The organism is Rhodococcus sp. BP-160, from assembly GCF_019836205.1.
Taxonomy (GTDB): domain Bacteria; phylum Actinomycetota; class Actinomycetes; order Mycobacteriales; family Mycobacteriaceae; genus Rhodococcoides.
Genome location: NZ_JABUEK010000004.1, coordinates 56,822 through 78,658, shown reverse-complemented (window position 1 = coordinate 78,658; position 21,837 = coordinate 56,822). Strand labels below are relative to the sequence as shown.

The 21,837-nt window shown below is 68.2% G+C and carries 22 protein-coding genes and 1 riboswitch; of the genes, 12 read left to right on the top strand and 10 right to left on the bottom strand.

Going from position 1 to position 21,837, the window contains the following annotated elements:
* Positions 1 to 2: 2 nt before the first annotated feature.
* The 5 genes from HQ306_RS16655 to HQ306_RS16635 all read right to left on the bottom strand — a co-directional run bounded on the left by HQ306_RS16655 (position 3) and on the right by HQ306_RS16635 (position 4,817).
* Positions 3 to 749 (bottom strand): ABC transporter ATP-binding protein, encoded by a 747-nt coding sequence (locus tag HQ306_RS16655; RefSeq protein ID WP_222632758.1) that lies wholly within the window; start codon positions 747 to 749, stop codon positions 3 to 5.
* Positions 746 to 1,540, bottom strand: a complete 795-nt coding sequence (locus tag HQ306_RS16650; protein ID WP_222632757.1) for an ABC transporter permease — start codon at positions 1,538 to 1,540, stop codon at positions 746 to 748. The genes HQ306_RS16655 and HQ306_RS16650 overlap by 4 nt, the downstream gene beginning before the upstream one ends.
* Positions 1,518 to 2,552 carry an ABC transporter substrate-binding protein gene (locus HQ306_RS16645; protein ID WP_222632756.1) on the bottom strand — a complete coding sequence of 345 codons (1,035 nt, stop codon included), beginning with the start codon at positions 2,550 to 2,552 and terminating at the stop codon, positions 1,518 to 1,520. The genes HQ306_RS16650 and HQ306_RS16645 overlap by 23 nt, the downstream gene beginning before the upstream one ends.
* The gene (locus HQ306_RS16640) at positions 2,549 to 3,301 is read right to left on the bottom strand and encodes a TenA family protein (RefSeq protein WP_222632755.1); all 753 of its coding nucleotides are present in this window, start codon (positions 3,299 to 3,301) and stop codon (positions 2,549 to 2,551) included. Before HQ306_RS16640 ends, HQ306_RS16645 begins: the two co-directional genes overlap by 4 nt.
* A riboswitch (TPP riboswitch) is annotated at positions 3,295 to 3,390 on the bottom strand. (Overlaps the previous gene by 7 nt.)
* Before the next feature lie 29 nt (positions 3,391 to 3,419).
* The gene (locus tag HQ306_RS16635) at positions 3,420 to 4,817 is read right to left on the bottom strand and encodes a sugar porter family MFS transporter (protein WP_027504958.1); all 1,398 of its coding nucleotides are present in this window, start codon (positions 4,815 to 4,817) and stop codon (positions 3,420 to 3,422) included.
* 148 nt (positions 4,818 to 4,965) lie between these two features.
* Here HQ306_RS16635 and HQ306_RS16630 point away from each other — a divergent pair, with 148 nt between their 5' ends.
* Both HQ306_RS16630 and HQ306_RS16625 read left to right on the top strand, forming a co-directional pair.
* Positions 4,966 to 5,355 carry an SRPBCC family protein gene (locus HQ306_RS16630; protein ID WP_222632754.1) on the top strand — a complete coding sequence of 130 codons (390 nt, stop codon included), beginning with the start codon at positions 4,966 to 4,968 and terminating at the stop codon, positions 5,353 to 5,355.
* A 46-nt stretch (positions 5,356 to 5,401) separates the two neighbouring features.
* Positions 5,402 to 6,946 carry a carboxylesterase/lipase family protein gene (locus tag HQ306_RS16625; protein WP_222632753.1) on the top strand — a complete coding sequence of 515 codons (1,545 nt, stop codon included), beginning with the start codon at positions 5,402 to 5,404 and terminating at the stop codon, positions 6,944 to 6,946.
* A gap of 6 nt (positions 6,947 to 6,952) precedes the next feature.
* Here the strand turns inward: HQ306_RS16625 and HQ306_RS16620 are convergent, their stop codons facing one another.
* The gene (locus HQ306_RS16620; protein ID WP_027504961.1) at positions 6,953 to 7,252 is read right to left on the bottom strand and encodes a DUF1540 domain-containing protein; all 300 of its coding nucleotides are present in this window, start codon (positions 7,250 to 7,252) and stop codon (positions 6,953 to 6,955) included.
* A 167-nt stretch (positions 7,253 to 7,419) separates the two neighbouring features.
* On the opposite strand from HQ306_RS16620, the gene HQ306_RS16615 reads away from it, so the two are divergent.
* The 5 genes from HQ306_RS16615 to HQ306_RS16595 all read left to right on the top strand — a co-directional run bounded on the left by HQ306_RS16615 (position 7,420) and on the right by HQ306_RS16595 (position 13,089).
* Positions 7,420 to 8,394, top strand: coding sequence for an LppP/LprE family lipoprotein (locus tag HQ306_RS16615; RefSeq protein ID WP_222632752.1), 975 nt, complete (start codon positions 7,420 to 7,422; stop codon positions 8,392 to 8,394).
* 73 nt (positions 8,395 to 8,467) lie between these two features.
* Positions 8,468 to 9,304: a nitrilase-related carbon-nitrogen hydrolase gene (locus tag HQ306_RS16610; RefSeq protein ID WP_056448423.1), complete on the top strand. Its 837-nt coding sequence runs from the start codon at positions 8,468 to 8,470 to the stop codon at positions 9,302 to 9,304.
* A complete protein-coding gene (gene hydA / locus HQ306_RS16605) occupies positions 9,301 to 10,719 on the top strand; it encodes a dihydropyrimidinase (RefSeq protein WP_222632751.1) in 1,419 nt (472 codons plus the stop codon). The genes HQ306_RS16610 and hydA overlap by 4 nt, the downstream gene beginning before the upstream one ends.
* A 3-nt stretch (positions 10,720 to 10,722) precedes the next feature.
* Complete coding sequence (locus HQ306_RS16600) at positions 10,723 to 11,766, top strand: TIGR03842 family LLM class F420-dependent oxidoreductase (RefSeq protein ID WP_222632750.1); 1,044 nt, start codon at positions 10,723 to 10,725, stop codon at positions 11,764 to 11,766.
* 12 nt (positions 11,767 to 11,778) lie between these two features.
* Positions 11,779 to 13,089 (top strand): aspartate aminotransferase family protein, encoded by a 1,311-nt coding sequence (locus HQ306_RS16595; protein ID WP_222632749.1) that lies wholly within the window; start codon positions 11,779 to 11,781, stop codon positions 13,087 to 13,089.
* Here the strand turns inward: HQ306_RS16595 and HQ306_RS16590 are convergent.
* Positions 13,086 to 14,459 carry an FAD-binding oxidoreductase gene (locus HQ306_RS16590; protein ID WP_204868670.1) on the bottom strand — a complete coding sequence of 458 codons (1,374 nt, stop codon included), beginning with the start codon at positions 14,457 to 14,459 and terminating at the stop codon, positions 13,086 to 13,088. The two genes, HQ306_RS16595 and HQ306_RS16590, sit on opposite strands and share 4 nt — an antisense overlap.
* A gap of 271 nt (positions 14,460 to 14,730) precedes the next feature.
* Here HQ306_RS16590 and HQ306_RS16585 point away from each other — a divergent pair, with 271 nt between their 5' ends.
* Positions 14,731 to 15,111: a hypothetical protein gene (locus tag HQ306_RS16585; protein ID WP_231476246.1), complete on the top strand. Its 381-nt coding sequence runs from the start codon at positions 14,731 to 14,733 to the stop codon at positions 15,109 to 15,111.
* A gap of 3 nt (positions 15,112 to 15,114) precedes the next feature.
* Here HQ306_RS16585 and HQ306_RS16580 read toward each other — a convergent pair whose 3' ends face one another.
* Positions 15,115 to 15,750 carry a Type 1 glutamine amidotransferase-like domain-containing protein gene (locus tag HQ306_RS16580; RefSeq protein ID WP_222632748.1) on the bottom strand — a complete coding sequence of 212 codons (636 nt, stop codon included), beginning with the start codon at positions 15,748 to 15,750 and terminating at the stop codon, positions 15,115 to 15,117.
* A 60-nt stretch (positions 15,751 to 15,810) separates the two neighbouring features.
* Between HQ306_RS16580 and dhaL the strand changes: the two genes are divergently transcribed.
* Positions 15,811 to 17,466: a dihydroxyacetone kinase subunit DhaL gene (gene dhaL / locus HQ306_RS16575; protein ID WP_222632747.1), complete on the top strand. Its 1,656-nt coding sequence runs from the start codon at positions 15,811 to 15,813 to the stop codon at positions 17,464 to 17,466.
* Positions 17,467 to 17,482: 16 nt separating this feature from the next.
* On the opposite strand, the gene HQ306_RS16570 is transcribed toward dhaL, so the two are convergent.
* Complete coding sequence (locus tag HQ306_RS16570) at positions 17,483 to 17,902, bottom strand: HIT family protein (RefSeq protein ID WP_027504969.1); 420 nt, start codon at positions 17,900 to 17,902, stop codon at positions 17,483 to 17,485.
* Positions 17,899 to 18,693 (bottom strand): NAD-dependent deacylase, encoded by a 795-nt coding sequence (locus HQ306_RS16565; protein ID WP_222632746.1) that lies wholly within the window; start codon positions 18,691 to 18,693, stop codon positions 17,899 to 17,901. The genes HQ306_RS16570 and HQ306_RS16565 overlap by 4 nt, the downstream gene beginning before the upstream one ends.
* Positions 18,694 to 18,939: 246 nt before the next feature.
* Here HQ306_RS16565 and HQ306_RS16560 point away from each other — a divergent pair, with 246 nt between their 5' ends.
* The 3 genes from HQ306_RS16560 to HQ306_RS16550 are packed head-to-tail and all read left to right on the top strand — an operon-like array spanning position 18,940 to position 21,832.
* Positions 18,940 to 20,064, top strand: coding sequence for an NAD(P) transhydrogenase subunit alpha (locus HQ306_RS16560; protein WP_261770203.1), 1,125 nt, complete (start codon positions 18,940 to 18,942; stop codon positions 20,062 to 20,064).
* The gene (locus HQ306_RS16555; protein WP_222632744.1) at positions 20,064 to 20,390 is read left to right on the top strand and encodes an NAD(P) transhydrogenase subunit alpha; all 327 of its coding nucleotides are present in this window, start codon (positions 20,064 to 20,066) and stop codon (positions 20,388 to 20,390) included. The genes HQ306_RS16560 and HQ306_RS16555 overlap by 1 nt, the downstream gene beginning before the upstream one ends.
* Complete coding sequence (locus HQ306_RS16550) at positions 20,390 to 21,832, top strand: NAD(P)(+) transhydrogenase (Re/Si-specific) subunit beta (RefSeq protein WP_222632743.1); 1,443 nt, start codon at positions 20,390 to 20,392, stop codon at positions 21,830 to 21,832. The genes HQ306_RS16555 and HQ306_RS16550 overlap by 1 nt, the downstream gene beginning before the upstream one ends.
* Positions 21,833 to 21,837 lie beyond the last annotated feature (5 nt).

Here is a 21,837-nt window from a genome sequence, read left to right as displayed (position 1 = left end):
ACCTACTCGCCCGCGCCGGGACGAGGGCCTGTGCTTCCCAGAGCGTCCAGCAGTGCGCGTTCGTAGGTCGCGAACTCCCGCGTGGTGGCGGTCTCGGCGCGTCGCGGCCGCGGCAGATCGATGCTCACGTCGGCGACCACCCGCGCGGGCCGCGGTGACAGCACGACGACCCGGTCCGACACCTGCACCGCCTCCCGGATGTCGTGGGTGATCATCAGGACCGTCCAGCGGTACCGCTGCCACACCTCCTGCATCCAGTCCTGCATGGCCGTCCTGGTCAGCGAGTCGAGAGCGCCGAACGGCTCGTCCAGCAGCAGGACGTCGCGTCCCTGCACGACGGTCCGGAGCAGTGCGGCCCGCTGCCGCATCCCGCCGGACAGCGACGAGGGGCGTGCGTCCTCGAAGCCGTCGAGGCCGAAGACCGGGAACAGGTCGCGGGCCCGGCTCCGCGCCTGCGCCTTCGGAACCCCCTGTACCTCCAGCCCGAGTGCGGTGTTCGCCAGAACCGAACGCCACGGGAACAACAGGTCCTTCTGCGGCATGTACGCGCAGCGCGGTGTCACCACGGTGCCGCTGTCCGCGGTGTCGAGACCGGCGAGGAGGGTGAACAGCGTGCTCTTGCCGCAGCCGCTCGGGCCGACGATCGACACGAACTGTCCCCCCTCGACGGCGAGGTCGATCCCGTCCAGTACCGGTGTGCCCGGGTAGGACTTGCGCACCGAGGTCAGCTCCAGAACAGGATCCGTCATCGCGTTCCCTCCTTCGCCGCGAGCGCCCACGGCGCGAGAAGCCGCTCGGCCACGAACGTGAGGAGGAAGAGTGCGATGCTGCACACCGCCGTGACCACGACCGCGGCCAGCACGAGATCCGTGCGGAACGCGTTCTTCTGCTGCGCCATGTAGATGCCCAGACCCGACGTGGCGCCGACGTACTCGGAGAAGACGGCACCGACGACGGCGTAGGTGATCCCGATGCGGAGCGCGGTGAAGAAGCGCGGCAGCGCGGACGGGAGCCGGACGTACCGGAACTGTTGTCGCCGTGACGCTCCCATGCTGCGCAGCAGTGCGTCGGACTCCTTGTCCGCGGAGGCGAATCCCTCGATCAGGCCGAGGGTCATCGGGAAGAACGTCACCAGCGCGATCACCAGGAGCTTGGGGAGGATGCCGAATCCGAACCAGATGATCATCAGGGGAGCGACGGCGATGACCGGCAGTGTCTGCGACACCACGAGCAGGGGAACGATGGCGCGGCGCAGCCACGGCGAGAAGTCCACGGCCGTGGCGATGATCCACGAGATCGTCAGGGAGACGGCGAAACCGAGCAGAGTGACCTGAACGGTGGACGATGCGTGACCCGCGATGACGGCACGGTTCGTCCAGCCCTGATCGACGACGCGGGCGGGGGAGGGGAGTACGCGCGGCGAGATGCCGCTGACGACCACGTACACCTGCCAGGCCGCCACGAGGCCCGCCGCGAGCAGCAGCGCCGGCGCGTACCGCCCCACCTGTCCGCCGCGCTCAGCCCTGATCGAGGTACTCATCGGTGAAGTAGGTCGACCAGTCGGGCTCGGTGGTCAGCGGTGCGCCGTCGGGCCCGGCCAGGACACCGGCGTCGAACAGGAACTTCGAGTACCCGGACCATCGCTCCAAGGTCTGCGTCCCGACGCGGCCGTTCTCGTCGAGCATGTAGTCCTCCGCCAGCATGCGCTGACTCTCGACGACCAGGTCCTCGTCGGGAAATGCTCCCGGGTTGGCGTCGATCAGATCGTGCGCGCCCGCGTCGGGATCGTCGGCGGCCTTCTGGTAACCCTTCTGCAAGGCCTGCACGAACTGTCGCGCCTGTTCGGGGTGCTCGGCCATCCACTCGTCACCGCCGTCGACGACGATCGCGTACGAGTCGGGGAAGCCGAAGTCGGTGTAGTCGAAGTACGTCATCGGGGTTCCGGCCCGCTCGGCCTCGAGACCCTCCCACGCGAAGTAGGAGACGGTGAAGTCCGCGGTACCGGAGTAGACCGCCTCGTACGCGGACGTCCCGAGCACCACGGTCTCGAAATCGCCGGTGCCACCGTCGTTCTCGATCACCTTGCGGAGGGTGGCCTCCTCGCCCGCATCGCCGAACCCGGCGTAGGTCCGCCCGTCCAGGTCTCGGGGGCTCCGGATGTCCTGCCGGTCGGCGCGGACGCCGATGCCGGTGGCCCAGTGCTGCAGCGGCGCCATCACCGAGGTCACCTTCGCACCGGCAGCGCGGGCGTAGGTGGCGGAGCTGTGGAAGCTGATCCCGAACTCGGCGTTGCCGGAGTCGATCAGCGTGTCGGGGGACGTCGAGTTGTACGGCAGGATCTCGACGTTCAGCCCGGCGTCCGCGAAGTAGCCCTCCTGCTGGGCGACGAACAGGCCCGTGTGGTTCGTGTTGGGTGTCCAGTCGAGCGCGAAGCGGATCGTGTTCGCGTCGGAGGCATCGGACGTGGCGCAGCCCGCGAGACCCGCGGCGGCGACGAGCGACACGGTGAGCAGAGCCGCGACGCGCCCGACCCTCGTGTGCCGCGCCCTCATGCGTCCGACCCCGAAGCAGGCCAGGGCACGGTGTTCAGGGCGGTGTCCCAGAACAGCAGTTCGTAGCGCATCGCCACGACGAACGCGTCACTCATCCGCTGTCGTTCGGCCGGGCCGGCCACCTCGGCAGCCGCGTCGACGAGCTCGCGGGCGCGCGCGGCGGAGGTCTGGAAGTCCTCGGCGTCGTACGTCGTCACCCACCGGGCGTACGGGTGGTGCGGATCAGCGTCGAGCACGGCGCGGGCCGAGGCCGCGAGTCCGCGGCCGACCTCGGCGTAGATCCAGAAACAGGGGAGCGCGGCCGCGGCGCCGACGGCGTAGGTGTCGGTCGCCGCCGTCGCCGTGAGGAACGAGACGTACCCGAGGCACGCCTGGCTGTGCTCGACCGGCTTCTCCGACGGACCGCCGAGTGCGACGTCGGCGAGAAGGCTGGTGTGCAAGGACTTCTCGACCGTCGCGGCCGTGGCCGCCGATGTGGCCCAGAACGCTCCGGCCTCCGGATCGACGGCGCGCGAGGACAGGAGGGCCAAGGCCTTCGCGTATCCCTCGAGGTAGAGGCCGTCCTGCTCGATGTAGGTCCGGAACGACGTGATCGGCAGGGTGCCGTCGCCGAGTCGGGTGAGGAACTCAAGGTCGTCGATCCGGGCCCGCAGGCCTGCCGTGCGGTCCCAGAGGAGGTCGGTGAAGCGTGTGAGGTCGGCTGCATCCGTGGTGGAGGCAGCGTCGACCGCATGGTCGTACGGCGTCATGGCCGTGACATCCCTTCGTCAGAATTACCTGCATCAGGTTCTCGGGTGTGGTCTCAGCCTCGCGACGCGAAGCACCCCGTGTCAGAACTCGCCGACCATAGCACCGGCGGTCGTGCGGCTACTTCATGTCCTCCAGTTCCATGCCCTTCGTCTCGGGGATCTTGGACTTCACGAAGAAGAACGACAGGGCGGCGAAGAGTGCGAAGCCGCCGTAGACGATGGAGAGTCCGACCATCTCGGTGAGCGACGGGAACAGCAGCGAGATGACGAAGTTGGCCACCCAGTTCGCGGCCGTACCGATGCCGAGAGCCATGGCGCGCATACGGTTCGGGAACATCTCGCCGAGCAGGACCCACATGATCGGTCCCCACGTCGACGCGAAGAAGATCACGAACAGGTTTGCGCCGATCAGCGCCACGACGCCCCAGGGATCGGGCAGGGAGACCTCGTCGCCGGTGCCGATCTGCTGGGAGAACGCGATCGCCGCCATGAGGAGACCGACGAACATACCGATGGAGCCGGCCATGAGCAGGTTGCGCCGACCCACCCGGTCGACGAAGAGAATGGCCACGAACGTCATGGCCACGTTGATCACGGAGGTGATGACCGACGTGGTGAAGGACTGACTCTCGGTGAAGCCCACCGACTTCCACAGTGTGGTGGAGTAGTAGAAGATCGCGTTGATACCGACGAACTGCTGCAGGACGGCCATGATGATGCCGACCCACACCAGCGGCTGCAGACCGAAGCGCGGACCGCGGATGTCGGCGAACGACGAGCGCTGCTCCTTGCGCAGGGTCAGGCGGATCTCGTGGATGCGCTCGTTGGGGTGCTTCTCGCCGGTGATGTTCGCGAGAATCTGCGCGGCCTCCTCGTCGAGGTGCTTGCCCACGAGGTAACGCGGCGACTCGGGGATGAGCAACGCGAGGACGCCGTAGACGACGGCGGGGATCACGCCGACGATGAACATCCACCGCCAGGCCTCGAGGCCGAGCCACAGGTCGTTGGACGCACCGTCCGCACGATCCGCCAGCACGGCGTCCGAGAGCAGTGCGGCGAAGATGCCGATGGTGATGGCCAGCTGCTGCAGCGACGCGAGGCTGCCGCGCATCCGGGCCGGCGAGATCTCCGCGATGTACGCGGGGGCGATCACCGACGCGATGCCGATGCCGAGACCGCCGAGCACACGCCACAGCATCAGGTCGGGAACGCTGAAGGCCAGACCCGAGCCGACCGACGAGATGATGAAGAGCGCGGACCCGAGCAGCATCACCTTCTTGCGTCCCCACCGGTCGGCCAGTCCGCCGGCGAACCAGGCGCCCGCCGCGCACCCGAGCAGGGCGATCGCGACGGTGAAGCCGGTGAGGAACTCGCCGAGGGCGAATCTGCCCTGGATGGAGTCGACGGCGCCGTTGATGACGGAACTGTCGAAACCGAAGAGAAAGCCGCCGACGGCGGCCGCAATGGTCACGCCGATGACTTTGGCCGTGTGATTGGCCGATGCCTGTGTGGTCATCCTTGTCCACCTACATGTCGGCCACCGGCCGCGCCGGTCGATGGCGGAGGAGTTTCGCTTGGTTCGGACCCTACGCCCGGCGCGACCGCTGTGGAGCGGCGACCTGACGGCAGTTTGAGCAGCGCCGGAACGGTGAATCCCGCCGGTCATGAAGAAGACTCTGCGACGCACCGGCGACGCCTCCGCCGACGTCGCGTGGGAGCGGTACATGGACCTGTCGCTCTGGTCGACGTGGGCACCGCAGATCATGGGGGTCGACGCGTCCACCGACCGTCTCGCCGCCGGCACGACCGGCACGGTGCGCGGACCCCTCGGCGTGCGGGTGTCCTTCGAGGTCCACTCCGTGGACGAGGCCGCACGGGTGTGGTCGTGGCGCGCGTGGATCGGCGCTCCGAGTGCCGGGCTCACCCTGGAACACGGTGTCGACAGCGCGGGGTCGGGCTCGTCGACGTGGTTGGTCGTGGACGGTCTGGCACCGCTCGTCCTCGGCTACTCTCCAGCGGCCCTGTTCGCGCTCGGTCGACTGGTGACAGCGTGACGACCATCGGGGTCCGATCCCCGCACTCCCTGTAACGTCGGTCCTCGTGGGGGCAACCGAGAGCAGCCATGTCGTCTCGTCGCGCGACGGTGAGATCCGCGGCTACGGGCACGGCGACGTGGTCAGTTGGAAGGGCATCCCGTTCGCGGCGCCACCCGTGGCGGAGCACCGATTCCGCGCACCACGCCCACCGGAGCGGTGGGACGGGGTCCGCGACGGCAGGACCTTCGGTGCGATGGCACCGCAGGGCCGCGACGGCCCGATTCCCATGGACTCGTCCATCCCGATGGACGAGGACTGCCTGACTCTCAACGTCTGGGCCCCGACACCGGACGGCATCTCCCGTCCGGTGATGGTGTGGATCCACGGCGGCGCCTACGTCCTGGGATCATCTGCGCAACGGATCTACAACGGGCGCAACCTGTCCCGCCTCGGTGAGGTGGTGGTGGTGACCGTCAACTACCGGGTGGGAGCGCTGGGGTGGTTGGACCTGTCGTCGTTCGACACCGACGGCAGCGTCTTCGAGACCAATCTCGGGCTCCGCGACCAGATCGCGGCGCTCACGTGGGTGCGCGACTGCATCGCCGCGTTCGGCGGCGACCCGACCAACGTCACCGTCTTCGGTGAGTCGTCCGGTGGCGCGTCGGTGACCACTCTCATGACGTCACCGCACGCGGAAGGTCTGTTCCACAAGGCGATCGCCCAGAGTTCCCCGGCCACCTCGGTGTACGGCCCGGAACGCGCGCGCACCGTCGCGCAGCGATTCCTCGAACTCGTCGATCTGCCCGCGGAGCGTGCCGAGGAGCTGCGGACGATGCCGGTGGAGAGGTTGGTCGACGCAGCCGAGAAGCTGGTCTACGAGGTTCCCGAGAAGGTGCCCGGCACATTGGGATTCGCACCCGTCGTCGACGGTGACGTGGTGCCCCGGTATCCGGTGGCCGCGTTCCAGAAGGGCTTCTCGCACGACGTCCCGCTCATCATCGGGTCGAATCACGACGAGGCATCGGTGTTCCGCCTGATGAAGTCGCCGTTGATGCCCGTCACCTCGGACACGGTGAGCACGATGTTCGAGGCGATCGCCGTCGATCATCCCGATCTCTCACCGGCTCGTATCGCCGACATCCTCTCCGCGTACCCGGATCTGCCGAAGAGTGCGGGCGCGCTGGCCCTCTCGCGCGACGCAGGGTTCCGGATGCCGAGCCTGTGGATCGCGGAGGCCCATTGCCGACGAGCGCCGACGTTCGTCTACCGCTTCGATCACGCGACACCCGTGCTGCGCGCGGCACGTATCGGCGCCGGTCACGCCACCGAGTTGCCGTACGTCTTCGGCAATTTCGGGACCTTCGACCGGGACCCGACCTTCTGGCTGGGTGGGCGCAAGGCAGCGCAGCAGGTCTCCCGGCGAATTCAGCGACGCTGGGTGGCGTTCGCGTGGCACGGAGTTCCTGCTGCGCTGGACGGGTCGAAGCACTGGGCGCCCTACGACGAGCGCCGTCGCACTCTCGTCATCGACGGGCGTGATGCTCTGGTCGAGGATCCGGACCGTGAGCTGCGCGAGATCTGGGGCGAGAAGGTGCTCGGCTTCAGCTGAGGTCCGTCAGGCCTTGCTGTAGGTGAGGCAGTTCGCGGTGTCCGACGACTCGCCGGCGCCGATGCGGACCGCTGCCGCGCTGCACTCGAGGTTGTCGTTGAACGAGCAGTCGACGCGCTGACACGCGCCGACCTGGGTGGAGACGGTGTCGAGGCCGCCCTTGGTGCTCAAGGGGATGAACGTGCCGCAATCGGCCGTTCCGTTCGAGCCTCCGACATTGATGGCGAAGGCGTGGCATCCGTCGTGGTTGTACGAACAGGCGCTGACACTGCACTCACTGACGCGGGGCATTTCGAGGGAAGTCATGACGCTGACGGTAATACTCGAAATGCGTCTTCACCAGCAAGGTCAGGCTGACCTAGATATGGTCACCCTTTCTACAACAATGATGTTTCCTATTCTTTCGGGTCACGGATCGATGACGAATTCGTCGACGACGTAACGATCGGTCTGTTCGCTCGGATGGACCGATCATGAGACGAACACTTCTCGCGACCCTGGCTGCCACCGTGCTGTTCGCGAGCGGGTGCTCCGACTCCGACCAGGGCTCCGCGGCGCCACCTCCTCCGACCACCACCACGACCTCGACAGCGTTGGGTCCGGCACCGGGTACGGAACCCGCGTCGTCGGCCGCGCCGGAACCGTCGACCGCGTGTGTGGAGGACTCCGTCGTGGCGGCGGGCATCGAATCGCTGCCCCAGTTCTTCGGTAGCGGGTGGCGGCTCGTCCGCCAGGGCGATCCCTGCGCGACGCTGTCGTGGGCGCTCGCGGCGCTCGACGGGGGCACGGGGTCGAGTCCGTGGACCGTCTTGTTCTTCCACGACGACACCTATCTCGGTACCGCCACCGCGTTGCCGTACTCGTTCACCGACGTCGCCTCGCAGACCGACGACACGGTCACGGTGTCATACGGGTGGCTCCGGGAGGGTGAGTCCACCTCGCAGCAGTCCGGCGGACCCGGGTTAGTCCGCTACACCTGGAACGGATCGTCCGTGGTGATGCTGGACGACCTGCCGCAGGAGGTGGTGGACGGCAACAGGCAGACTCCTGCCGATCCGTGCCTGGACGACTTGGTGGTCGCCTCCGCGATCGACTCTCTGCCCACCTTCTCCGACAGCGCTTGGAGCCTGTACAGCCAGGGCGATCCGTGCGCCACGCTGGCCTGGGCGATGGCCGTTCCCGACGGTGCCACCGGTTCGAGTCCCACGACGGTCCTGTTCTTCCATGACGGCGCATACCTCGGAACGGCGACCGCCCGTCCGTACGCGTTCACGGATCTCGACCCGTATGCGCAGACCGACGACACCGTGACGATCTCGTACCGGTGGCTCGTCGGCGACGAGGCCACCGCGGAAGCCTCCGGCGGTCCGGCACTCGTTCGCTACCGGTGGAACGGATCCTCGGTGGACATGCTCGATCCGCTGCCTCCCGAAGTGGCGAACGGCTGATTTCCACCGGTGGACGACCCGGCCGATCGGGTGCAGGATCACCGGTACGGGGCCGACGCGGAGGTGTCATGTCATGACTGTCGTTCGAGCAGCACTGGTTCAGACCACCTGGACCGGCGACAAGGAATCGATGATCCAGGCCCACGAGGAGTACGCCCGCCAGGCAGCCGAGCAGGGCGCGCAGGTGATCTGTTTTCAGGAACTGTTCTACGGCCCCTATTTCTGCCAGGTGCAGGACGCGTCCTTCTACGACTACGCCGAATCGGTTCCCGGACCCACCGTCGAGCGTTTCCAGTCTCTCGCGAAGGAACTCGGCATGGTGATGGTGCTGCCGGTCTACGAGAAGGAACAGCCAGGCATTCTGTACAACACCGCTGCCGTGGTGGACGCGGACGGTACGTACCTGGGCAAGTACCGCAAGCACCACATTCCGCACCTGAACGGCTTCTGGGAGAAGTTCTACTTCCGCCCCGGCAACCTGGGCTGGCCCGTGTTCGACACCGCCGTCGGCAAGGTGGGGGTCTACATCTGTTACGACCGCCATTTCCCGGAGGGCTGGCGCGCACTCGGACTGGCCGGTGCGGAGATCGTGTTCAATCCGTCCGCCACCTCGCGAGGCCTGTCGAACTACCTGTGGAAGCTCGAGCAACCGGCGTCGGCCGTGGCCAACGAGTACTACATCGGCGCGATCAACCGAGTGGGAGTCGAGGAGTTGGGCGACAACGACTTCTACGGTACGAGCTACTTCGTCGATCCCGAGGGGAAGTTCGTCGGCGACGTCGCCTCGGACAGCGCGGCCGAAGTGATCGTCCGCGATCTGGACCTGTCGCTCATCGCGACCGTCCGCGATCGGTGGGCTTTCTACCGCGATCGCAGACCCGACGCCTACGGTCCCCTGGTGACACCGTGACGACCACGTTCGTCCACGGGGGCATCGTCGTCTCGCCGACGGGGTCGCAGCCCCTGGACGTCCTGATCGACGGTGAGACGATCGTCGCAGTGCTGCAACCGGGTTCGACGCTTCTGGGCGCCGACCTCGCGTCGTCGAGCGACGTCGTCGTCGACGCGACCGGGAAGTACGTGATCCCCGGAGGGGTCGACGGCCACACCCACATGGAGATGCCGTTCGGCGGCACCTTCGCCTCCGACTCGTTCGAGACGGGGACGCGCGCTGCCGCGTGGGGCGGAACCACCACGATCGTCGACTTCGCCATCCAGAACCCCGGGATGCGCGTGCAGGACACCCTCGCCACGTGGCACGACAAGGCTGCCGGTTCGTGCGCCGTCGACTACGGATTCCACCAGATCATCGGAGACGTCGACAGCGACTCGTTGAAGGCCATGAGCGAGTTGGTCTCCGAAGGAGTCACCAGCTTCAAGCTGTTCATGGCCTATCCCGGCGTCTTCTACTCGGACGACGGGAAGATCCTGCGGGCGATGCAGACTGCCGCGGCGACCGGCGCGCTGCTGATGATGCACGCGGAGAACGGCATCGCCATCGACGTCCTGGTCGAGCAGTCGATCGCACGCGGTGACACGGCGCCGTACTTCCACGGCACGTCCCGGCCGTGGCAGCTCGAGGAGGAAGCGACGCATCGCGCGATCATGCTGGCCGACGTGACGGGAGCGCCGCTGTACGTGGTCCACGTGTCGGCGAAACAGGCGCTCGAGCAGATCGCGACGGCACGAGGCACGGGGCAGAACGTCTTCGCAGAGACGTGTCCGCAGTATCTGTACCTCTCGCTCGAGGAGCAACTCGGTGCGCCGGGCTTCGAGGGTGCGAAGTGGGTGTGCTCGACCCCGCTCCGGTCCCGTGCCGAGGGGCACCAGGACGAGCTGTGGCGGTACCTCCGCACGGGCGACGTCTCGACGGTCGGCACGGATCACTGTCCCTTCTGCATGAAGGACCAGAAGGAGATGGGTATCGGCGACTTCTCCAAGATCCCCAACGGAATCGGGTCGGTCGAGCATCGGATGGACCTGATGTATCAGGGTGTGGTGTCGGGGAATATCACGCTCGAGAAGTGGGTCGAGGTGTGCTGCACGACGCCGGCACGCATGTTCGGGATGTACCCGCGCAAGGGCATCGTGTCGCCCGGTGCCGACGCGGATCTGGTGGTCTACGACCCGAACGGCCGCACCACCATCGGAGTCGAGACACACCACATGAGAATGGACTACTCGGCCTACGAGGGCATGACCGTGGACGGCCACGTCGACACGGTGATCTCCCGCGGAACCGTCGTCGTCGACCGCGGCGAGTACCTGGGCCGCGCCGGGCACGGCCGTTTCGTGCGCCGCGACCTGTCCCAGAATCTGGTGTGAGGGATGGACTTCGGAGTGGTGCTGCAGTGCACACCGCCCAGTTCGCGGGTGGTCGAACTCGCTCGCATCGCCGAGACGCACGGCTTCTCCCACGTGTGGACCTTCGACTCACACCTGCTGTGGCAGGAGCCCTACGTCATCCACAGTCAGATCCTCGCGAGCACCCGCACGGTGGTCGTCGGACCGATGGTGACCAACCCGTCGACGCGGGACGTCACGGTGACGGCATCGACGTTCGCCACACTCAACGAGATGTACGGCAACCGCACCGTGTGCGGGATCGGTCGCGGCGACTCCGCGGTGCGCACTCTGGGTGGGAAGCCCACCACGATCGCGCGGCTCGCCGAGTCGGTGGAGATCATCCGCGAACTCGGCAACGGGCGGTCCGCCCGCATCGGCGAGACCACCGTGCGGCTGCCGTGGGCGTCGCGGTCCGAGCTCGAGGTGTGGATCGCCGGATACGGCCCGCGGGCACTGGAACTCACCGGGCAGGTCGCCGACGGGTTCATCCTGCAACTCGCTGATCCCGACATCGTCGAGTGGACCGTGGCCACCGTCCGCGACGCCGCCGAGAAGGCGGGGCGCGACCCCGATGCCGTGACCATCTGCGTCGCCGCCCCCGCCTATGTCACCGACGGTTCCGCGGCCGCCGCCGCGCATGCCCGTGATCAGTGCCGGTGGTTCGGCGGCATGGTGGGAAACCACGTGGCGGACATCGTGTCCCGCTACGGAGCGACCTCCGGTGCCCCGGCCGCTCTCACGGACTACATCGCCGGCCGCCAGGGGTACGACTACAACCAACACGGCAGAGCCGGCAACACGCACGCCGACTTCGTGCCCGACGAGATCGTCGACCGGTTCTGCATCCTGGGCTCGCCCGAGCAGCACGTGCAGCGACTCCGACAGCTCGAGTCGCTCGGTGTGGACCAGTTCGCGGTCTACCTCCAACACGATGCGAAGACCGCGACGCTGGATGCCTACGGCGAGTCGGTTCTTCCTGCCATGATGACGTCAGAGGTGGCGACGGAATCCGGAATCGCCCGATAACGGAGGTGGTACATGACCGACCATGTCTTCTATTCCTGGTCCGCCCAGGCGGAGCTGAACCCGGTCACCATCACCGGGGCGTCCGGGTCCTACTTCTGGGACGACCAGGGCAGGAAGTACCTCGACTTCTCCTCGCAGCTGGTCAACGTCAACATCGGACACCAGCACCCCGATATCGTGGCGGCGATCGTCGAGCAGGCCGGTGTGCTCACCACCATCTCCCCGACGGTCGCGAACGACAAGCGCAGCGAACTCGCTCGACTGATCGCCGAGCGCGCTCCCGGTGACCTGAACCGGGTCTTCTTCACCACGGGCGGGGCCGAGGCCGTCGAGCACGCCGTGCGGTTTGCTCGCCAGCACACCGGGAGGACCAAGATGCTGGCCGCGTACCGGTCGTACCACGGCGGCACCGGTGTGGCCATCGGTCTGACGGGAGAGCCGCGCCGGTGGGGAACCGAGCCGACCAACGTCGACGTCGTCCGGTTCTTCGGGCCGTATCCCTATCGGTCACCCTGGAATTCGACCGGCCCCGAGGAGGAGACGGCCGCGGCGCTGGCCCACCTCGAGATGGTCATCACGCTGGAGGGACCGCAGAACATCGCGGGGCTCATTCTCGAGTCGGTGGTCGGCACCAACGGCGTACTGGTCCCGCCGCCGGGATATCTGGCCGGTGTCCGCGAACTCTGCACTCGCTACGGCATCGTGTACATCGCCGACGAGGTGATGGTGGGCTTCGGCCGGACCGGGCACTGGTTCGCGTGCCAGGCGTGGGGCGTCGAGCCCGATCTGATCACGTTCGCGAAGGGTGTGAACTCCGGCTACGTCCCGCTCGGCGGAGTGGTGATCTCCGAGGAGATCGCGCAGCGGTACGACCACACGCCGTATCCGGGAGGTCTGACCTACTCGGGCCACGTGCTCGGCTGCGCCGCCGGTATCGCGTCGATCCGGGTGTTCGAGCGCGACGACATCCTGGGCCACGTCCGCGCCGTGGGGGAGGACGTCCTCGGGCCGGGGCTCACCAAGCTGGGTGAGGCGCATCCGAGCGTGGGTGACGTGCGGGGCATGGGGTTCTTCTGGGCCGTCGAACTGGTGACGGACAAGGGCACCCGCGAGCCGCTGACACCGTTCAACGCCACCGGCGCCGCCGCAGCTCCCATGGCGGCCGTCACGAAGGCGGCCAAGGAGCGCGGGCTGTGGCCGTTCGTGGCGGGCAATCGGCTGCAGATCGCGCCGCCGCTCGTCACGACGGAGGAGGACATCCGTCGGGGACTCGAGATCCTCGACGAGGTGCTCGAGGTCGCCGACGGGTACACCCGGAACTAGAGCACGGCACCGGGATTCAGGATGCCCGCGGGATCGAGGGCGTGCTTGATGCGCCGGGTCAGCTCCATGACGTCCTCGCCCACCTGATCCGGCAACCACGCCTTCTTGAGCCGGCCGACACCGTGTTCCCCGGTGATGGTGCCGCCCAACGAGATCGCGAGCGTCATGATCTCGCCGAATGCCTGGTGCGCACGCTCCTCCATGTCCGCGTCCTCGGGGTCGAACACGATCAGCGGGTGCGTGTTCCCGTCGCCCGCATGGGCGATGACGGCGACGACGACGCCGCGGGCATCGGCGATCTTCGCGATTCCCTGCACCAGGTCCGCGAGTGCGGGCAGCGGAACTCCGACGTCCTCGAGCAGGAGGGATCCGGTGCGTTCGACGGCGGGGATGGCGAAGCGCCGGGCTGCGGCGAACGCCTCGCCCTCGTCGGGATCGTCGGTCACGAACACCTCGTCGGCGCCGGCGGCCGTGCACGCCGCGGCCATGGTCTCGGTCTCCTCGGTGCGGTGCGCGCCGGGTGAGTCGGAGCGGGCGATGAGCATCGCTGCCGCGGTGCGGTCGAGGCCCATCTTCATGGCGTCCTCCACGGCGTTGATCGACGTGGAGTCCATGAACTCGAGCATGGCGGGCCGCAGCGAGCGGGTGATCGCCAGAATGGCGTCGGTCGCGTCGGACAGGCGGGTGAAGGTGGCCACGACCGTGCTCGCGGGTGGCTGAGCCGGGATCAGTCGCAGCGTCACCTCGGTGATGATGCCGAGGACGCCCTCGCTGCCGACGAAGAGTTTGGTCAGCGACAGGCCGGCCGAGTCCTTCAGACGCGGGCCGCCCAGGTTCACGACGGTGCCGTCGGCGAGGACCACCTCGAGACCGAGGATGTAGTCGGTGGTCACCCCGTACTTGACGCAGCACAGGCCGCCGGCGTTGGTGGCGGCGTTGCCGCCGATCGAACACATCTCGAACGACGACGGATCCGGTGGGTACCACAGGCCGTGTTCGGCCGCAGCGGCCTTGACCTCGACGTTGAGCAGACCGGGTTGGACCACGGCCGTCCGCGTCACCGGGTCGACGGTGACGGCGCGCATCGCCTCGGTCGTCAGCACGATGCCGCCGTCGACGGCGGTCGCACCACCGGACAGACCGGATCCCGCGCCGCGCGGCACCACCGGGACGGAATGCTCGGTGGCCCAGAGCATGACGGCGCGGACGTCGGCCGTGCTGGTGGCGCGCACGACGGCGAGGGGAGTGCCGGCGTTCGGATCGCGGGCCCAGTCCTGGCGATAGCCGGCGGTGATGTCCGGATCGGTCACCACGATGGCGGCTCCGACCGCGTCTGTCAGGGACGTCACGAGATCGTCGATGATGCTCACCTTCCTCGACCGGCGGGTCCTACGTCTCGACGCTACCCCCAGCCCTGCCCGTGACCTCGCCGGAATGACGAGACACGGTGCGGGACAGTGGGAGACCGCGTCGAACGGTGGCCGGGTCGACGTCCGGCCGATGTTCACATCAGTCACACGAGCAACTCTGTTACCAGATCGTGCCCCGATGGGTGCCGACAAGAGCACGTCGGAGGATTAGCGTCCGGATGACGGAGATCGGCACGTGGGCCGAGACCGAGGGGGCGAGAAGGAGGCACTCATGGCACCGTCACACGACATCACACGGTCGGCATCTGCACCATCGACGACAGCGTCGCGCAGACCGACGAAGAACACACCGTTCGAGTGCGCGGCGGCGCTGTTCTCCTACGACTTCGTCTCCGGCGGCGTCGACTACGACACCCTCGAGTCGCTCCATCGTGGCGAGGTGACCGAGTGGACGTCGGCGCTACGACGCTCGGGACTGTTCACCGACGCCGAGATGGACGCCCTCGCCGCCCAGTGGTCCGAACGTCCGGGCCTGCTGCTCGATGCGTTGCTCCGTGACGCCGACGAGATGACCGTGCGGCGTTGCCGGCTCGCGTGGTCGGCGATGGACCGGCTCGCGCCGTTCCAGATGCCCATCGCGCACAGCGGCTGACAGTCAGATCACCGCGGCATCGCCGCCGTCGACGACGTAGACCTGGTCGTCGGTGAGCGTGCGGTACGGCGTTCCCGCCGCGTCGCACGCCGCGGCCATCGCGGCCGACGCTCCGTCGGGATCCAGAGTGTCCGACGCCCAGTGCGGAACGAGCACGTCGTCGATGATCCCCAGGCCGGTCCACAGCACGTCCTCGCCCGTGGTCGGCTCCACCTCGCCGGGCGGGTCGGCGTACTCCACGCCCCGCAGCGTCGGACCCAGGACGCAGGCTCCGGCGCTGTACCCGCCGTACACGACGGCATCCTCCGCGAGCAGTCGAGCGATCGCCTCGTCTGCACCGGACGAGGCCATCCTGCGCCGGAGCACGAAGGTGTTCCCACCGCGGACCCACACGGCGGGGAAGGCAGCCAGGACGTCGTGGGCCGTGCTCGGCATCAACTCGCGCAGGTCGACCTCGACAGGGAGGAAACCCGCCGAGCGCAGGAGGGTGAACTCACTGGTGACCGCGGACGCGCGCGCGGCGTCGGGCCAGGAGTCCGCCGCGTTGGCGATGACGGCGATGCGGCCGGGTGGTCCGGTGAGTTCGAGGAACCGGTCACGGGCGAGCCCGAATCGGTAGGACGCGAGGAACAGGCGCATGGCGGGAGCGTAGGTCAGTACGCACGCGTCGGGTGTGCAGACGTGGTTAGTGTCGGGTGCATGTCGCTGCACAAGATGATCGATGATCCGTCCCGCGTCATCGTCGACGCCTGCCGCGCCGCCGCCCGGCGCAGCGCCGACCTCCGCTTCGTCGAACGGCCCGGATACTTCACGCGCCGCGAGCGCACGACGGACGGGCGCGTGGCCGTGATGTCGGGCGGTGGTTCCGGCCACGAACCGCTCCACTCCGGCTTCGTCGGTGCCGGGATGTTGGATGCGGCGGTGCCGGGGTCTGTGTTCACGAGCCCGAACGCGCTCCAGATCGAGGCGGCGACGCGGGCGGTCGAGGCCGGCGCCGGCGTGATCCACGTGGTCAAGAACTACACCGGCGACGTCATCAACTTCCGCATCGCGGCCGATCTGTGTGCTGCCGACGACATCACGGTCGAGACGGTGCTCGTGGCCGACGACGTCGCGTCCGAGAGCGAGGACGGGCCCGGCCGACGCGGAACCGCCGCGACGGTGGCCGTCGAGAAGATCTGCGGCGCCGCCGCTGCTCGCGGCGACGACCTCGCCTCCGTCGCCGCGCTGGGGCGGCGGGTCGCCCAGGGCGCTCGCAGCATGGCGGTGGCCTTCCGTCCGTGCACGGTCCCGGGCGCGTCGTCCCCGTCCTTCGAGCTCGGCGACGACGAGGTCGAACTCGGTGTCGGTATCCACGGCGAACGCGGCACCGCGCGCGTCGCGACGCTCACCGCCACCGAGATCGCCGAGGCGCTGCTCGGACCCGTGGCCGATTCGCTGGGACTGTCCGGCGGCGAGGACGTCGTGCTCATCGTCAACGGACTCGGCGCGACCCATCCGCTCGAACTCGACATCGTCTTCGGTGCCGCGCTGCGGTATCTCGAGGGGCGCGGCATCACCGTCCGACGCACGCTCGTCGGGAGCCTCGTGACGGCGTTCGACATGGCGGGGGTGTCGTTGACCGCCGTCCGCTGCGACGACGAGATCCTCGGCTTGTGGGACGCCCCGACCGAGGCGCCCGCGTGGCCCCGCTCGCCGGCGCAGGACCTGCACGACGACGCCGAGGACGACACGGACGCGGCAGTGGCGTCGGAGCTTCCGGGCGGCGCGGCCGACCCGTTCGTCACCACCTGGGTCTCGTCGTTCGTCGAGCGTGTCCGGTCGTCGATCGACGAGCTCACCGACCTCGATCGCCGAGCCGGTGACGGCGACTTCGGAGTCAATATGCAGATCGGTCTGGCCGACTTCGCGGTGGACGAGAGTGCCTCGCCCGCAGCGGTGTTCGAGATCCTGGCTCGTGGATTCCTCGGCAATGCGGGCGGAACGTCCGGCGCTCTCTTCGGTGCGTTCTTCCACCGGGTCTCGGTCGCCCTCGACGGTCCCGGGGCGAGCACCGCGAGCATCGCCGCGGGAGTGGCCGACGGACTGGCCGCCATCACCGATCTCGGCGGTGCGCAGCCGGGGGACAAGACCATGGTGGACGCGCTGGACCCGGCGTCACGAGCTCTGGGGGACGCCGGATCGGTCGAGCTCTCGGCGGCCCTCGCCGCGGCTGCCGAGGCTGCGACGCGCGGTGCCGAGTCCACGACGGACACCGTCGCCCAGCGTGGCCGCGCCAGCTACATCGGCGACGCGGCGCGCGGCGTCATCGACCCCGGTGCTCTCGTGGTCTCCTGGTTCTTCGCCGCCGCCTGAGCGGCTGCATCGGACCTCAGGAGGCGAGTGCGGCCCGAATTGCCCGGGCGGTCGCCTCGGGCTCGCTCTGACGCCGCGTGATCATGCCGGCGACGAAGCGGATGCGATCGCCGTGGTGGCGAGGTACGACATGCAGGTGCGAGTGGAACACGGTCTGGAAGGCGGCGCGTCCGTCGTTCATGGCGAGGTTGACCCCGTCCGCCGCCAGGGTGCTGCGGCGCATCGCGCCGGCCAGGGCCTGGCCGGCGGCGAAGACCTGCCCACCCACGACCGGGTCGAGTGTCTCGAGCCCCGAGGAGTGCACCTTGGGAACCACCAGGGTGTGCCCGCGGGTGACGGGCCGGATGTCGAGGAACGCGAGCACCGAGTCGGTCTCGTGGACGATCGTCGCGGGGGCGCGGCGGGCGACGATGTCGCAGAACACGCACTCGGTCATCGCTGCTGCTCCGTGACGGCGGCGACGAGTGCAGGCAGGGAGTCGCCCGCGGTCGCCCGCCAGACGTGGTGGGCCATGTCGGAGACCGCGGTCTCGTCCGGGTTGATCTCGATGACGACGGCGCCCGCGCTGCGAGCCTGAGCGGGAAGCCCCGCGAAGGGGTAGACCACGCCGGACGTTCCCACGACCAGGACGGTGTCGGCGGCCTCGACTGACGCCGCGACCGCTGCCCACTCCGCTTCCGGAAGCGGCTCGCCGAACCACACGACACCGGGGCGGACCGGACTCCCGCAGAGACCGCACGCAGGCGGCGCGATGCGTTCCGCGCCGTCCTCGACGTCGTCGACCGGTCCCTCGAAAGGCTCCTCGCAGATCGAGCACCGCACCGCGGCCAGCGTGCCGTGGACGTGGGCCAGCACGGTGGACCCGGCGCGCTCGTGCAGGTCGTCGACGTTCTGTGTGGCGATCTCGACGGTCTGCTGCGGTGCGGACCTCTGCCACTGCGCGAGGGCCACATGACCGGCGTTCGGGCTCGAGGCGGCCACGAGCTGCGCTCGTCGGCGGTACCAGGCCCACACCAGATCCGGATCGCGGACGAACGCGTCGGGGCTGGCCAGCTCCTCCGGGGAGTACCGCTCCCACAGCCCGGTCTGCGCGTCGCGGAACGTCGGCACGCCCGACTGCGCGGACATCCCGGCCCCGGTGAGCACGGCGACGTGGGACGCGGACCGGACGGCCTCCAGCACGGGCTGCGGAACGTCGGATGCGGGGTCGGCACTGTCGGTGGTCATGAAGCGAGTGTGCCAAGTCGCACCGACACACTCGGTCCGTTATGACCTCCGCCTCACATTCGACCTCGACGCTCGGTATGTCTGTGTCGTGCGTTACCTTGCGGTGGGCCCACCCGGCCGACTCCAGGACCTCTCACGCGGGCGAACATGAGCCACCGTCGACGAGGTCGTTCTCGGAACCGACGACAGTCGGCGGCAGTGCAGCTCCGCGGGACGCGGACGTGCCGCCATTCACAGGAAGTACAGCTGGTGGAAGATTCTCGAGAAGCAGGGACGCTGGTCGGCGTCGTGCGTGAGACGAACGAGGGGGAGCGCCGGGTGGCGCTGGTCCCCAAGGTGGTCGCCGCGCTGACGGGCAAGGGTGTGCGCGTGGTGGTGGAGGCGGGTGCCGGGCTGGGCGCTCTGATCCCCGATCAGCTGTACGTCGACGCCGGTGCGAGCATCGGCGATCCGTACAGCGCCGACGTGGTGGTCAAGGTGGCGCCGCCGTCTTCGGCCGAGGTGCGCAAGCTGCGCCGCGGGTCGACGCTCGTCGGCTTCCTCGCGCCGCGCAACGCGGACACGATCATTCCGGAGTTGACCGCTGCGGGCGTGCAGGCCTTCGCGGTGGAAGCGATTCCGCGGATTTCTCGCGCACAGGTGATGGATGCGTTGTCCTCGCAGGCCAACGTCGCCGGCTACAAGGCTGTGTTGCTCGCGGCGTCGGAGTCGACGCGGTTCTTCCCGATGCTCACCACCGCGGCGGGCACGGTGAAGCCGGCGACGGTGCTGGTGCTCGGTGTGGGTGTGGCGGGGTTGCAGGCGTTGGCGACGGCGAAGCGTCTCGGTGGCCGCGCCACCGGGTACGACGTGCGTCCCGAGGTCGCCGATCAGGTGCGGTCGGTCGGTGCGCAGTGGCTGGATCTGGGGATCGACGCTGCCGGTGAGGGCGGGTATGCCCGTGAGCTCACCGAGGACGAGCGTGCCCAGCAGCAGGCGGCGCTGGAGAAGGCGATCTCGACGTTCGACGTCGTCATCACCACCGCTCTGGTGCCGGGGCGTCCGGCGCCGAAGCTGGTGACCGCTGCGGCGGCTGCCGGGATGAAGCCGGGCAGTGTCGTCGTCGACCTGGCGGGGGAGACCGGTGGCAACTGCGAGCTGACCGAGCCGGGTCGCACGGTGGTGAAGAACGACGTCATCATCGCCTCGCCGCTGAATCTGCCGGCGACGATGCCCGAGCACGCGAGTGAGCTGTACTCGAAGAACATCTCGGCGCTGATCGAGCTGATGCTCGACGATGCCGGTGCCCTCGCCCCCGATTTCACCGACGAGGTCCTCGCGAAGTCGTGCGTGACGCGCACGGCCGACACCACCGTGAAGGCGGACGACTGATGTACACACCGTTGCTCGCGAACATCGCGATCCTGGTCCTGGCCGGGTTCGTCGGTTTCGCTGTCATCTCCAAGGTGCCGAACACGCTGCACACGCCGCTGATGTCGGGCACCAACGCCATCCACGGCATCGTCGTGCTCGGCGCCCTCATCGTGTTGGGCCGGTTGCCGGAGGACGCGCCGTGGGGTGTGCGGATCATCGCGTTCGTCGCGTTGATCTTCGGCACGCTCAACGTCGTCGGTGGGTTCCTGGTGACCGACCGCATGCTCGGCATGTTCAAGGGCAAGAAGGCGCCCGCTGCTGTGGAGAAGGGTGCTGATTCCTGATGAACAATCTCGTCAACATCCTCTACATCGTCGCGTTCGCGATGTTCATCTACGGCCTGATGGGTCTGACCGGCCCGAAGACGGCGGTGCGCGGCAACTGGATCGCCGCTGTCGGTATGGGTATCGCCGTGGTGGCGACTCTGATCGAGGTCCGCGACACCGCGGCGATCAACTGGATCCTCATCGCCGCCGGTCTGGCCATCGGTGTCCTGCTGGGTGTCCCGCCGGCCAAGCGCACGAAGATGACGGCGATGCCGCAGCTGGTGGCGTTGTTCAACGGCGTGGGCGGCGGCACGGTCGCGTTGATCGCGTGGTCGGAGTTCATCGAGACCGACGGTTTCTCGGCGTTCAAGCACGGTGAAGAGCCGACGGTGCACATCGTCATCGGGTCACTGTTCGCGGCGGTCATCGGGTCGGTGTCGTTCTGGGGTTCGCTGGTGGCGTTCCTGAAGCTGCAGGAGCTGCTGAACAAGAAGGTCGAGAAGGCGTTCGTGAAGAACGCCCGCATCTTCCAGCTCACCAACATCGTGTTGCTGCTCCTGGCGGTGGCGGTGTCGGTCTACATCGGTCTGCGCGCCACCCCGGGTGAGGGCACCTCGCAGTGGTGGATCGTGCTGGTGCTCGTCGCGGCTGCCCTGATGGGCCTGTTCGTGGTGTTCCCCATCGGCGGCGCGGACATGCCGGTGGTGATCTCGCTGCTGAACGCGTTGACGGGTCTGTCGGCTGCGGCGGCGGGATTGGCGCTGAACAACACCGCGATGATCGTGGCGGGCATGATCGTCGGCGCGTCCGGCACCATCCTCACCAACCTGATGGCGACGGCGATGAACCGGTCGATCCCGGCGATCGTGTTCGGGTCGTTCGGTGGCGGCGGCGCGTCCGCGGTCGGTGGCCCCGACGATGCCGGCGGCACGGTGAAATCCACCTCGGCGGCGGATGCGGCAATCCAGATGGCATACGCCTCGCAGGTCATCGTGGTCCCTGGCTACGGTCTCGCGGTCGCGCAGGCTCAGCACGCGGTCAAGGACATGGCGTCGATCCTCGAGTCCAAGGGCGTGGAGGTGAAGTACGCGATCCATCCGGTGGCCGGGCGCATGCCGGGTCACATGAACGTGCTGCTCGCCGAGGCGGACGTGGAGTACGAGGCGATGAAGGAGATGGACGACATCAACGGGGAGTTCTCCCGCACCGATGTCACCCTGGTCATCGGCGCGAACGACGTCACCAACCCGGCGGCGCGCAACGATCCGAGTTCGCCGATCCACGGGATGCCGATTCTGAACGTGGACGAGTCGCGGTCGGTGATCGTGCTCAAGCGGTCGATGAGCTCCGGGTACGCCGGTATCGACAATCCGCTGTTCACGGCGGACCGCACGTCGATGCTCTTCGGCGACGCGAAGAAATCCGTCAACGCCGTCATCGAGGAACTCAAAGCCCTCTAGGTGTA

Excerpts from the sequence above, each read along its gene's own strand:
- HQ306_RS16655 (WP_222632758.1), bottom strand. The coding sequence starts at position 749 with ATGACGGATCCTGTTCTGGAGCTGACCTCGGTGCGCAAGTCCTACCCG.
- HQ306_RS16650 (WP_222632757.1), bottom strand. The coding sequence starts at position 1,540 with ATGAGTACCTCGATCAGGGCTGAGCGCGGCGGACAGGTGGGGCGGTAC.
- HQ306_RS16645 (WP_222632756.1), bottom strand. The coding sequence starts at position 2,552 with ATGAGGGCGCGGCACACGAGGGTCGGGCGCGTCGCGGCTCTGCTCACC.
- HQ306_RS16640 (WP_222632755.1), bottom strand. The coding sequence starts at position 3,301 with ATGACGCCGTACGACCATGCGGTCGACGCTGCCTCCACCACGGATGCA.
- HQ306_RS16635 (WP_027504958.1), bottom strand. The coding sequence starts at position 4,817 with ATGACCACACAGGCATCGGCCAATCACACGGCCAAAGTCATCGGCGTG.
- HQ306_RS16630 (WP_222632754.1), top strand. The coding sequence starts at position 4,966 with ATGAAGAAGACTCTGCGACGCACCGGCGACGCCTCCGCCGACGTCGCG.
- HQ306_RS16620 (WP_027504961.1), bottom strand. The coding sequence starts at position 7,252 with ATGACTTCCCTCGAAATGCCCCGCGTCAGTGAGTGCAGTGTCAGCGCC.
- HQ306_RS16615 (WP_222632752.1), top strand. The coding sequence starts at position 7,420 with ATGAGACGAACACTTCTCGCGACCCTGGCTGCCACCGTGCTGTTCGCG.
- HQ306_RS16610 (WP_056448423.1), top strand. The coding sequence starts at position 8,468 with ATGACTGTCGTTCGAGCAGCACTGGTTCAGACCACCTGGACCGGCGAC.
- HQ306_RS16600 (WP_222632750.1), top strand. The coding sequence starts at position 10,723 with ATGGACTTCGGAGTGGTGCTGCAGTGCACACCGCCCAGTTCGCGGGTG.
- HQ306_RS16595 (WP_222632749.1), top strand. The coding sequence starts at position 11,779 with ATGACCGACCATGTCTTCTATTCCTGGTCCGCCCAGGCGGAGCTGAAC.
- HQ306_RS16585 (WP_231476246.1), top strand. The coding sequence starts at position 14,731 with ATGGCACCGTCACACGACATCACACGGTCGGCATCTGCACCATCGACG.
- HQ306_RS16580 (WP_222632748.1), bottom strand. The coding sequence starts at position 15,750 with ATGCGCCTGTTCCTCGCGTCCTACCGATTCGGGCTCGCCCGTGACCGG.
- dhaL (WP_222632747.1), top strand. The coding sequence starts at position 15,811 with ATGTCGCTGCACAAGATGATCGATGATCCGTCCCGCGTCATCGTCGAC.
- HQ306_RS16570 (WP_027504969.1), bottom strand. The coding sequence starts at position 17,902 with ATGACCGAGTGCGTGTTCTGCGACATCGTCGCCCGCCGCGCCCCCGCG.
- HQ306_RS16565 (WP_222632746.1), bottom strand. The coding sequence starts at position 18,693 with ATGACCACCGACAGTGCCGACCCCGCATCCGACGTTCCGCAGCCCGTG.
- HQ306_RS16555 (WP_222632744.1), top strand. The coding sequence starts at position 20,064 with ATGTACACACCGTTGCTCGCGAACATCGCGATCCTGGTCCTGGCCGGG.
- HQ306_RS16550 (WP_222632743.1), top strand. The coding sequence starts at position 20,390 with ATGAACAATCTCGTCAACATCCTCTACATCGTCGCGTTCGCGATGTTC.